The sequence below is a fragment of the Paenibacillus hodogayensis genome (assembly GCF_039536325.1).
GTDB classification, from domain to species: domain Bacteria; phylum Bacillota; class Bacilli; order Paenibacillales; family NBRC-103111; genus Paenibacillus_AB; species Paenibacillus_AB hodogayensis.
The window spans coordinates 15,948-28,218 of the sequence record NZ_BAAAYO010000012.1 but is presented as its reverse complement, the minus strand read 5'-3'; the positions used below and the strand labels follow the sequence as shown (position 1 = coordinate 28,218).

At 55.3% G+C, this 12,271-nt stretch carries 5 protein-coding genes; 1 reads left to right on the top strand and 4 read right to left on the bottom strand.

The features are described from left to right. Positions 1-4 precede the first annotated feature (4 nt). Complete coding sequence (locus tag ABD796_RS25275) at positions 5-1,348, bottom strand: ABC transporter substrate-binding protein (RefSeq protein WP_344913216.1); 1,344 nt, start codon at positions 1,346-1,348, stop codon at positions 5-7. A gap of 294 nt (positions 1,349-1,642) precedes the next feature. On the opposite strand from ABD796_RS25275, the gene ABD796_RS25270 reads away from it, so the two are divergent. Then, the gene (locus ABD796_RS25270; RefSeq protein WP_344913214.1) at positions 1,643-3,607 is read left to right on the top strand and encodes a hypothetical protein; all 1,965 of its coding nucleotides are present in this window, start codon (positions 1,643-1,645) and stop codon (positions 3,605-3,607) included. 325 nt (positions 3,608-3,932) lie between these two features. On the opposite strand, the gene ABD796_RS25265 is transcribed toward ABD796_RS25270, so the two are convergent. The 3 genes from ABD796_RS25265 to ABD796_RS25255 all read right to left on the bottom strand — a co-directional run bounded on the left by ABD796_RS25265 (position 3,933) and on the right by ABD796_RS25255 (position 11,486). Then, a complete protein-coding gene (locus ABD796_RS25265; protein ID WP_344913212.1) occupies positions 3,933-8,456 on the bottom strand; it encodes a glutamate synthase-related protein in 4,524 nt (1,507 codons plus the stop codon). 941 nt (positions 8,457-9,397) lie between these two features. Further along, positions 9,398-9,778, bottom strand: a complete 381-nt coding sequence (locus ABD796_RS25260; protein WP_344913210.1) for a hypothetical protein — start codon at positions 9,776-9,778, stop codon at positions 9,398-9,400. 361 nt (positions 9,779-10,139) lie between these two features. Further along, positions 10,140-11,486 carry a glutamate-1-semialdehyde 2,1-aminomutase gene (locus ABD796_RS25255; RefSeq protein WP_344913208.1) on the bottom strand — a complete coding sequence of 449 codons (1,347 nt, stop codon included), beginning with the start codon at positions 11,484-11,486 and terminating at the stop codon, positions 10,140-10,142. Between the last annotated feature and the right edge of the window lie 785 nt (positions 11,487-12,271).

Below are 12,271 nucleotides of genomic sequence, written 5' to 3'. Positions count from 1 at the left end.
CCGCTTATTTTGCTTTCGCGCTGTTGATCGTTTTCGCGGCCTCTTCCTCGGCCATCCGGAAGGACGTATTCAGATCAAGCTTCCCTTGCAGCATGTCCAGAGCCGGCTTGATGTAATTGCTGATCAAGCCCGGATCGTACTCCGGCGCGTAAGCGATCGGCGCCGGCTTGACGAAGAGCGCCTTGTAGTTTTTATCCTTGAACGGCGTGTCCTGAGCGTAAGCTTGGCGGACCGATTCGCTCGTCAGGGAGGACATCCATCCTTTGCGCGCCAGACCGATCTGGAATTCCTCGGACACCATATATTTCAAAACCTCGGCCGCCGCGTCAGGATGCTTGGATTGCTGCGTTACCCCGAAATACATCGGGTACGATTGGGAGCCGATGCCGGGCAGTTCACGGAAGGTCGGCAATGTCACGATGTCCCAATCCATCGCTTTCATTTCTTCCGGATTCGTCAAGTACAGCTGGCTTGGGAAAGCGTACATCGCGGCTTCCTTCGTTTTGATAAAGGCATCCGACGCCGCCAAAGTGGAATTTTCGTTGAACCGTTTTTTATAGGCTTCGCCTGCCATCATTTTTCCGTACAGCGTTTCGTAATACGTCTTCCATCTTGCATCGGTGTTGATCGTCGGCTTGCCTGTCTTCGGGTCGACCCTCGGCAGCGAGAATTGGTTCATGCGCAGCATGTGGTTGATCGTCGTGGTGTAGCCGTAATATTGTACGCCTCCTTCCTCGCGGGTCAGCTTCGCCGACAGCTCCGCCGCCTGATCCCAGGTCAAGCCGTCCTTCGGGTAAGGCACGCCGAACTTGTCGAAAAGCGACTTGTTATAATACAAAATCTCTACGCTGGTTTGTACGGGAACTCCGAAGATCGCTCCGCCCGTATTCAATTTCATCGCTTCGAGCAGCGAAGGCTCGAATTTCGAAGTATCGATACCGTGCTTCTTGATCAGCTCGCTCATTTCGAGCTGCAGGCCGTACATTTGCAGCGAGCTTTCGAAATTGCCGACCGTCGCATAATAAATGTCGAACTTCGTGCCCGCAGCGACAAGGTTCTCGATTTCGTTGCCTTTCGTTCGTTGCAAATACGTGATCTTGTAATCCGGAAATTTTTTGCGGATCGCATCGCCATAGTACGTGTTGAAGTACGTGTCCGGCTGTGTGGAGTTGCCGTAGAACACCAGCTCTACGGGCTCGCTCGGTTTGGGAGGAGGCGTATCCATCCCCGTTTTGCCATCCTGCTGAACGTTCTCTTTGCCTGTCGAGCAGGCAGCCAATGCGACCGCGAGCGTGGCGCAACAGGCCAGCGCCAGGTGTGGACGGTTAGCTTTCCATTTCATCTTCATCTTGCGGACCCTCCCGGTGTATGTTCCTTCTGTCCAGTCTGTATGCTTACGCCTAATGATATCGGGAAACGGTTTCAAAGAACATGAATAAAGCACGTCAGAAAGCTGGACTTTTTGAATACGTTTTCGAAAAGGAGGAGAGAATGGAGCGAATGGCCGGGACGTACGTAAAATCCATGAATTTGCTGTATTCCGTACATGTTCTTTTTGCCGCTTTATGCCTACGATGGTGGTCATGGAACATCCCGGACGGGATGGTTCGCGCGATCTTCATCAGGGAAGCGGGTGTGTAGGATGGTAGACGGAATCGTATGGTCTTATTGGGGCCATGAGCCCCTTCGTCATTATCGCAGACTGGGGAGCGGCAGCACATCGCTTTTCAAAAATGGGCAATGGATCGAGGCTTGGTACGAGCGGCTTCATACGGAGGATGCGATCCGGGAAGCGGGGGAATGGGGTATTAATCTGATATATAGCCATTTCTTCAAGGGGTTCGGCTTGGCGGCGGAACAAGACGAGATGGAGAAAACGCGCATACTGGTACAAACGGCGCGCCGAAATGGCATCCAAGTGCTCGGCTATTGTCAGTTGGGCTCGCTATACTATGAAACGCTCTTGGATGAGGTTGAAGACTTACAGGATTGGGCAATCAGGACCGAGGACGGCAGCATCGCTTGCTGGGGCGGGGCTTATTATCGCTGGAGTCCGTGCTACAACAGCGATGCTTTCAAGGCTTATATGAAAAAGGTGATCGCTTACGGGATACGGCACGTCGGTCTGGACGGCTTTCATTTCGATAATTCTTACAATAAGCCCTGCTACTGCGACCGTTGTCTGCATGCTTTCCGCGGCTATTTGTCCGATCATGTAGCCGATCCGGAGCGCTTGTTTGGCCTGCGTCAACTAAGACATGTGCGGATACCGCAGTTCGCGGAGACGATCGAAGCGGTCCAAGACCCGCTATATATACAGTGGCTGCATTACCGCAGGCGGTTGACCGCTACGGTACATGCCGAGTTGTTTAGCCACATTAAGCAGTTGTCGGAACAACGCGCTCTTGTTGCCCATAATCCCGCTTTCCCTCGTTTTTACGGGCATGTGAACCGGATCGGATACGAACCGGCCGCCTCTCCCGCTGCGGTAGATCTTGTTTTCGCCGAGAACGACGGGTTTATCGAGAAGACCGAGCACGGATTGAAGACGCAGATCGAAGCGTACAAGTACGGCCAGTTGTTCGGATATCGGGTATTGAACAGCTCCTGGCTTAAGGATGCCCACGGGAACATCCGAGTACCGACTACTCCGGAAGAAATTTGCCTGTACGAAGCGGAGGCGATCGCTTTTGGCGGGTTATGCGGAACCCCTTGGCTCATGCGACCGATTAAGGACGGGAGGGGGTGGGTGGCGGACGGAGCCGATCAAGTGGCAATATTGAGCAATATCTTCGACTATTTCGCCCGCCATACCGCTTTATATACGGATGTGAAGAGAACGAATGCGGTGAAGGTGCTGTATCATCCGGATAACGTGATGCTTTCGGTTAAACAGGGCTATTTGAGTCTGCTGGCTGCCGTTCAGTCGCTTGTTCAGCACGCGATCCCGTTCTCGTTCTGCATGCTGGGCGACATGCGTGATGTTGGCGACGACGACCTTATCGTCCTGCCCGCCTTAGACTATATTTCCGATGCGGATGTGGCGGCCATCCGGGAATTATCCGACCGGGGACATCCTCTTGTCGTCATCGGCAGCTTTGCCGTCTATAATGAACACGGGTTAGAGCGGGGGGCGCGTTGGCCGGTGCTGGAAGATCGCGATTCGATTATAAGAATCCCTTACCGTCTCGAGGCCACCAAGCGGGACAATCACAAACATTTCTCGGCTACGAGCGCGAATATCGCACAGTTCGGTAAACGGTTCATTGAAGCCGTTAAAACCGGAATGAGAGGGACGCGGATTTCGTTCTCGCATTCGGAATTGCTGTGCGAAACGGCATCGGATGCGGACGGTCATTATTTGGTGCATATCATCAACCCGAACAACGCCTTGACGATCGGCAGCCTGACGATCGGTCTGACGTTTCCCTCGGGCATCGGGAAGAGGTCTTATACACGAGGAGAGTTGTTTTCCTTCGAGCATGCCGAATTGGAACGATTCGAGTGGAAGGATGACCGGCTGGAGATTGCAATCAGGTCGTTGAAGACGTTTTGCACATTAAAGCTGTACAGGGCAGAGTGTAAGCAGCCGACAACGAACGACTGACAGGCTTGTATCAGTTGAACGAATGACTGTCCATCCAGGAGTTAAACGAACGGTTGTCCATTCAGCAGTTGAGCACAAGAGGTCTGAGCAGCAAAGCCATTAGCAGCAAGGCATTAGCAAGAAGGCCATTAGTAAGAAGGCCGTTAGCAACAAGGCCATTAGCAATAAGGCATCAGTAACAAAGCCATTGGCAGCATGCAACGGATTTCAAGGTCACAGTTTGGATGTGGGGATATTTGGATATAGGCAAATGGTTGAATAAAGCAAAGCACCCCCGGAAGCTGTGGGAAAACAGCTTCCGGGGGGCAGGGGAGCGGGAGGGAAATTACTCCGTCGCTACCGATTGGTCGGCTTGCATGCCGACAGGGGAAATGCGGACGAAATGGGCGTCCAGATCGGTCAACAGCGCCGAGACCTTGGCGGCTGCGTCGGCTTGCCCGGAACCTTGAAGCTCCTGCACGTATACGCCGAGCAGCTCGCTCAAATCTTTGCGGCTTTGGGCGCCGAGCGGCTGGATGCTCACTTTGGCGCCTTTGGCGACGCGGCGCTCGATCGCTTGCATATCGAGACCCATCTCCGGAACGAGCCGCTGGTAAATGACGCCGCCGGTCATCCCTGCGCAAATCCAAGGACCCGGGTCGCCCATGACGACAGCGCGGCCATTCGTCATATATTCGAAGGCGAAGCCTTTCAAGTTGGCGCGACTGGCGATCGAACCGAGCTCGTCTTGCAGCGGCTGGGCAATTTCGCCACCGAAGATGACGTCTGCGCCGGAAAGCCGGATGCACGCCCGCGAGTCGGCGCCGCCCTGCACGATGAACGTGCCTTTTTGCGCGCCGTAGCAGAACGATTTGCCGACAGAGCCGTCAATGTACTGCTTGTGCTTGCCCGGCGATTTCAGAATGGCGACCTTGCCGCCGAGCGACATTTTGCCAACGCCGTCCTCGGCGCCGCCATGTACCGTGATGTTTACGCCGCGCGCGTTGAAGGCGGCCAGACCGTTGCCTGGCACGGAGCCGTCAGACAGTACGAGCGAAGCTTCAGGCAGCTTGTCGTAGCTGCCGTCGAACCGGTCGCGTACGCGATGGCTCGAGAAACGGGTGCCGATAATGCGCGATTCCGCGTCGATGCCGGACCAGTTCCGCTCGACCGTTTTGTTGTACGACAGCGAATCCGGATAAAATTCTTGTCCTTCGGCTCCCGCTGCGATGCGGATATCCGAGGAGACGGCTGCCGCCGCTTCGGCCTCGGCCGCTTGAAAGAAAGATAGCGGAGCCGGCCGGAGCAGGTCGGCCAAGTCGATGCGCTCGAGCTGGGCCGTCTGCTTGAGCAGATCGGAGCGTCCTACCAGTTCCTGAGCGCTCTTGAATCCGAGCTTGGCTACGACCGAGCGGATTTCGTCGCCCATACCGCCGAACAGGCGCATGAGGGAGTCGACGGCCAGATCGAATTGACGCGGTACGAACCGGCGCAACCCCTTTTCCTCGGCTTCTTCCATCGAATCGATCTGCGTAGCGATCCCGACATGGCACGTATCCAGATGGCAGCCGCGGCAGGTCGTGCAGCCGATTGCCTGCATCGCAAGACTGCCGAAGCCAACGCGGTTGGCGCCGAGCAGCATCATTTTAACGACGTCCGCGCCGGATTTCATGCCGCCGTCGCTCCACAGTTCCACCTTGTGGCGAAGTCCCGCTTCGATCAGCGCGACGTGAGCAAGCTTCGTGCCGATTTCCGTCGGCAGGCCGACATGGGTGAGCGAGTGGACGCGCGCCGCGCCGGTGCCTCCGTCGAAGCCGGACAGCGTAATGACGTCCGCACCTGCTTTGGCTACACCGACCGCAATCGTGCCGATGCCCGGAACGATCGGGACTTTGACGATGATTTGCGCCTTGCGGCCGCTGGCTTCCTTCAGCTCGGAGATGAGCTGAGACAGATCCTCGATCGAATAAATGTCATGGTTGTTGGAAGGCGAGATCAAGTCCGAGCCGATCGTCGCATTCCGCGCCAGCGCGATCTTCGCTGTAACCTTCGAGCCCGGAAGATGGCCGCCTTCGCCGGGCTTCGCGCCCTGACCGATCTTGATCTCCAGGAAGGCGACCGCGTTGGCCAACTCTACGTTGACCCCGAACCGTCCGGAAGCGACCTGCGCGCCGCGGGTTTTCTTGTAACGGCCGAGCATATCTTTAATCTCGCCGCCTTCGCCATTCATCGTGACCATGTTCAGACGCTCGCCGGCTTCGGCATAGGCGCGGAACGCGGTTTCGTTCTGCGAACCGAACGACATGGAGGAGATCAGCATCGGCAGGCTGTGTTTGCCGACCGCAATATCCACCTCGGACGGATCGACCGGCTTGCGTCCCGATTTCTCGAAGTCGAATTCGGCGACATGGCGGATCGAGATCGGATTTTTCTTCTCTTCCTCCTGCAGCTTGTCGCTGTACTCGCTGTATGGCGCTTCGCCTGAAGCCGCATCGCCGAGCGCTTTCCACATCCTTTGGAAGAAGCGGAAGTTTTTCGCCGCTTTCGCCTTCGGGTTTTGGAAATCCGCATAACGGGCTTCCGCGTCTTTCTCCAGCTCGGCATAGCCGGTACCGGCTGTGTCGCTGCCCAAATAACTGACGATATCCAGCACCTCGGCCAGCTCCGGCTTCAAGCCGATCGCCGAGAAGAAGCGAGTGTAGCCGCGCAGCTCGTGCGTGCCGATGGTGGAAATGACTTTCTCCAGCCCTTTTTGCAGCGTCAGCAGCACTTTACGGGCCGAAGCCGTTCCGTCCTTGGCTGCGGCCGTCTCGAACAACACGTATGGCGAGACGATTTCCGCTCCAAGTCCGCAGGCCAACGCGATGTCGTGCAGGTTGCGGATGGCGGCCGAGCGAACGGCGATCGAGGCGTGACGGCGCAGGTTGTCGCCGAACCCGAGCTTGACGGCGCGCAGAGCCACGTCGATTTTGGAGATGGCCAGATGCGGGTCCATCCACAGATGATCTTCCAGATGCGCGTTCGCATCGTCCAGCAGGACGAGGACGGCACCGTTCTGGACGGCCGCTACAGCATCCAGCGCCAATTGATCGAGCGCTTCCTTCAACGAGCTGCCGCGGCGAAATGTGATGGACAGCGTGGCTACCGCCTGCTCCCCTTGCTTCCGGCATTCCGCGATGATTTGCTCCAGCGACATATGGCCGATTTCGGCGAACGAATCGACACCGTTTTCCCCTTCGAGCACCATCGGAGCCATAATCTCGAAACGCGTTTCCGTTCCGGGCTGGCCGTACACGACCGGACGCTGGCCGATGACGACGCGGGTGGAGAAATGCTCCTGCTCGCGGTCGCGGTCGATAGCCGGGTTGGTGACGACGGCTACGCTCTCTTTGATGAAATCGGGAATGTTCTGCCGCTCCCAATGAATCGCAGCGTGAGGAGAATCGTGACCGAGCGAGCGGATCGGTTCCGCGCCCGTTTGCGCCATCGATTCGATCATTTGAATGCCGTCGCGGTCCCAGCCGAACGCACTGTACATTTTATCCGTTGCTACCACTTTGGCGAATGGCTCCGCTTGGGCGTCGGTTTGGCCGAAAGACAGATGCTTGCGCATGCCGTCCAGCTTGAACCGTTTGCCGGCGCGCTCCAGCACCTTCGTCTGAACATCCACATAAGGAATGACGCGAATCGGCTGGCCCGTCGTAAGCTCTACGCCGATTTTCTCGCCGGGTGCGATTGGCTTGGGCTCGGCGACCATTTCGTCGACCGTGATGACGCCTTGCTCCGAGGAAAAATACAGCGACGTTTCGCTTTCCACCATCCATACCGGACGAAGACCAAGCGCGTCTACGCTGAAAATACACTCGTTGCCGTAACGGGATACGATGCCGGCCGGGCCTTGGGCATAGTGCCCCCAGATTTGGCGATAATACATATACAAGTCTTGCAGCTCCGGACGGAACAGCTTGATTTCGTTATGAATCGGCGGGAATACGATCTCCATCGCCTCGAACAGGCTCATGCCGGAACGGTGGATGAACGTCTCGATAACGCGGTTCATATCCTGGGAATCGCTGCCGCCGTCGACCAGCGGTACGCCGACCATATCGGCCTCGTAGCGCATTTTTTTAACCGTGTTAATTTCTCCGTTGTGGCCGAGCAAGGAAAACGGCTGAACGCGGAAAAAGTTGGAAAGCGTGTTGGTCGAATACCGGTTATGGCCGATCGTGACTTGCGCCGCGAACAGCGGGTCCTGCATATCCTTGAAATATTTCGGCAAAATGCTGGCTGCGCCGAGCACTTTGTAGGAAGCCGTCACATTGCTGAGCGAGGCGACGTGAACGTTGAATCGCGCTTCGATAGCGACATGCAGTTCGAACAGATAATCGGCTACGATAACGCCATCCTGCTCGCAAAGCGCCGCGACTTGCCAGAAGCACGGCTCGTCGAGCCGGCCGCTCTTGCCCAGTACGCTGCTGTCCGTTTGGGCTTCTTGCTCCAGCAGGATGCGAATGCCTCGTTCGGCGAACATGTCGCGAATGATCGTCTGAATTTCCGATACGGACTGATCCAGCTTGCGCGGAATGAAGATATGCGCGACCGAGAAGCGCGGATCATGGGCGAGTTCGGCGGCTTGCCCGGCGTCTGTCAACCGTTTGGCCCACAAGGCGCGCGGAATGTCCGTCAAAATGCCGCAACCGTCGCCTTCGCCGTCGATAAACCCGGAGCGGTGCTCCATCTTGACGAGCGCTTCGATCGTTTTCTGAATGTTGTCGCGGGACGGATGACCGTTCTTTTCGATAATGCAAATAATGCCGCAGCTGTCGTGTTCGGTCTTTAACAAGTCTCTGAATCGACCTTCGTTGATCATGATGGAATCCATATTTATGTTTCAGCCGGTTGGCTTCTTATGCCGTTCCTGCTCCCGGCCTACTGACCTCCTTGTCGGGAATGAGTAACGCTCGCCGCAGACGACGAAATAAAGCAGTGGTTTTGCTGCACATCAGGTCCAATATATATCGTTCTCAGGGCATGTTTCGGCGTAAATAGGCATTGGTTTAAAAATGCCAACGGCAAGGAAAGGAAAAGGTAGGTTTTGGGATGGGTGGTTTTTTGGGTTAGGGTTTTTAGGTTTTTTGGGTTAGGGTTTAGGGTTTAGGGTTTAGGGTTTTGGGTTTTTGGGTTTTTGGGTTTTAGGGTTTTAGGGTTTTAGGGTTTTAGGGTTTTAGGGTTTTAGGGTTTTAGGGTTTTAGGGTTTTAGGGTTTTAGGGTTTTAGGGTTTTAGGGTTTTAGGGTTTTAGGGTTTTGGGTTTTTGGGTTTTTGGGTTTTTGGGTTTTTGGGTTTTAGGTTTTTGGGTTATAGGTTTTGGTTTTAGGGTTATGGGTTTAAGGTTTTTTTAATTAGGTTAAGGGTTTGGGTTAGGTTTTGGTGTTTAAGTTTAAGGCAGTTCATAATTCGTGTTGTTAAAAATTCGAATGAATGTACCGAGTGAGAGTCCAAATGAGGTAACGCTCAATCGGAAGTATAGTTATCATGATAACACGGAATTTACGATCATTCAACAAAAAGCTCTCTTTTTTCTGAAAAGTATATATTGTTGTAGCAATAAGGGATTTTTATCGTTTCCAGGACTTGACTAGGAAAATAATACACGAACAATAATGTGGAATAGATGCATAATGTTCGTGTATTAGGTAACGCCTTATCGCGGCAAAGCATATGTGTGACTGATTGCCGGTCAATGTCTTCGGTGAGGCAAAGCCTTCACATATGGGTGGCCATTAGGAAGGAGAATAGCCGAGTTGACAGAATTACGCTCTATTCTTACTGTCTCGGCCCAACTGCCGCTCCAATTCGGTCACTCGATTTTCGAGTAAGACAATCTGGGCAGACTGCAGATCGATGATTTCCAGCAGCCGGGTAATGACCGCAGCGACTACGCTTGGTGTACTGTGGCTGATTCGTTCAATCTCTTCCGGACTCATTTTCATGGATAGTCGATCCCCTTTTACCTTCAAACTCAGTTGTTCACTATTAACCAAGTTTTTCGAATTTGAAAAGGGGGCCTGAGTAGTAATACTTTTGGACATTAAACCTCGCCAAAATGGCCCCAGCCGCGGGAATAATGTTCTTTCGAGCATAAGCGCGGCCATCAGGTCGCGAAATAATCGATTTGGCTGTCCTGTGCTCAAAGATTATGCTCCTTCGAACATTAAATCTCCCTAAAGTGGCCCCAGTCGCGGGAATAGTGCTCTTTCGAGCACAAGGGAGGCCATCGGGTCGGGAAATAATCGATTTGGCTGCCCTATGCTCGAATATAGTGCTCTTTCGAGCATAAAATCTCCCCAACGTGGCCCCAGCCGCGGGAATAATGCTCTTTCGAGCATTAGCGCGGCCATCGGGTCGGGAAATAATCGATTTGGCTGTCCTGTGCTCGAATATAGTGCTCTTTGGAGCATTAGATCTCCCCAAAGTGGCCCCAGCCGCGGGAATAGTGCTCTTTCGAGCATTAAGCGCAAGAATGAGGCGGGGGCCGCTAGCCTATTCGGCCGCTCAGCGCGTCCCCTCGGCTCCCATCGAGTCGAAAGCACGGTCAGCCGCCAGCAACGTTTCCTCGATATCCGCTTCCGTATGCGCAATCGTCAGAAACCATGCCTCATACTTGGAGGGGGCCAGACAAATGCCTTGATCGAGCATAAGCCGGAAAAAGCGGGCAAATTGTTCGCCATCCGCCTTTTGCGCGTCGTCGTAGTTGCGGATCGGGTGGTTGCAAAAGTGAGTAGAAAATGCCCCGCCAATCCGATTGATCGTTAGCGGCACCCCATGGCGGCGAGCTCGTTCGGCAAGGCCGTCGGCGAGCCGGGTGGCCAGAGCCTCCAACCGCTCATAAACGCCAGGCTGACGCAGCGTTTCCAGACAAGCGATACCGGCTTGGATGGAAGCGGGGTTGCCGGCCATCGTTCCAGCTTGATACGCCGGTCCAAGCGGGGCGACCCGTTCCATAATGTCGCGTTTGCCTCCATAGGCCCCAATCGGCAGACCGCCGCCGATAATTTTGCCGAGCGCAGTCAGGTCCGGCTCGATGGCTGCAAAGTCCGGAAACGCTCCACAGGCGTAGGTCTGGACCGTTCCGTAATGGAAACGGAATGCGCTAATGACTTCATCATAGATGACAAGGGCGCCGTGAGAACGAGTCAGTCGGCACAATCCCTCCAGAAAACCGGGCTCCGGCATAACCATGCCGAAATTGCCGACGATCGGCTCCACCATTACGGCCGCCGTTTCGCTGCCCCAACGCTGCAAAGCGGCTTCCAATGCTGCCAAGTCGTTGTAAGGGACAGTGATGACTTCCTGGGCTATGCCCACCGGAATGCCTGCGCTGTCCGGGATGCCGAGCGTGGAAGGCCCGGAGCCGGCGGCGACGAGCACCAGATCGGAATGACCGTGGTAGCAGCCGGCGAATTTAATGATTTTATTCCGTCCCGTATAAGCTCGGGCTACGCGAATCGTAGACATGACCGCTTCCGTTCCCGAATTGACGAACCGGACTTTATCGAGGGAAGGGATCGCTTCTTTCAGCATTTTCGCAAACGTATTCTCATGCTCGGTTGGCGTCCCGTACAGTGTGCCGTCAGCAGCTGCCCGGCATATCGCTTCCGTTACGTGAGGATGGGCATGTCCGACGATAATGGGGCCGTAGGCGGCCAAATAGTCGATGTACCGGTTGTCGTCCACGTCCCAGAAGTAGGCGCCTTGTCCGCGTTTCATGAAAACGGGTGCTCCGCCGCCGACCGCCTTGAACGAACGTGAAGGACTGTTGACCCCGCCGACAATATGCTGAAGCGCTTCTTCGTAAAGTTGAGCGGACCGCTCGCGATTGCCGTTTGAGTAGCTATTCATGTTTAGAATCCTCTCCCATATGGGCACGATACCATCACGCATTTGCGGGTGCCGCCCCAAGCTGTTTATTCCGTAGTTCGTTTCGTTCCGCATTGTTTCCTTAATTGTTTAACCGGGTAAAATAAGGCTTGGCAAGTATTGGACGCATTCCGGTCGACGCCGGGTTGCGGATCGTTTCTTTTGCAAGTCCGGAATGTGTACAGTGGCACACGTAACTTTTTCATTGTACACGCCGCGTGGCAAAATTTCACCCCCGGCCAAGGGAGGGCGGGGGTGGGGACTCAATTATTTGTTTTAAAAAAACTCCCGGCTTCGGCTATAGCGAAGTCGGAAGTTTGTCCGTTTTGATCGAACTGCCGGAGCCGCCGTTAGAGGAACCCGAGGAGCCGCCAGCCCCGTTCCCGCCGTTAGCGGAACCTGAGGAGCCGCCAGCCCCGTTCCCGCCGTTAGCGGAACCCGAGGAGCCGCTAGCTCCGTTCCCGCCGTTAGCGGAACCTGAGGAGCCGCCAGCCCCGTTCCCGCCGTTAGCGGAACCCGAGGAGCCGCTAGCTCCGTTCCCGCCGTTAGCGGAACCCGAGGAACTGCCAGCTGCGTTCCCGCCGTTAGCGGAACCCGTAGAGCCGCTAGTCCCGTTCCCGCCGTTAGTGGAACCCGAGGAGCCACTAACCCCGTTCCCGCCGTTAGCGGAACCCGAGGAACTGCCAGCTGCGTTCCCACCATTAGCGGAACCCGTAGGGCCGCTAGTCCCGTTCCCGCCATTTGCGGGATTCGAGGAGCCACCAGCT

Coding starts and splice junctions, on each gene's coding strand:
- ABD796_RS25275 (WP_344913216.1), bottom strand. CDS start 1,348: ATGAAGATGAAATGGAAAGCTAACCGTCCACACCTGGCGCTGGCCTGT.
- ABD796_RS25270 (WP_344913214.1), top strand. CDS start 1,643: ATGGTAGACGGAATCGTATGGTCTTATTGGGGCCATGAGCCCCTTCGT.
- ABD796_RS25265 (WP_344913212.1), bottom strand. CDS start 8,456: ATGATCAACGAAGGTCGATTCAGAGACTTGTTAAAGACCGAACACGAC.
- ABD796_RS25255 (WP_344913208.1), bottom strand. CDS start 11,486: ATGAATAGCTACTCAAACGGCAATCGCGAGCGGTCCGCTCAACTTTAC.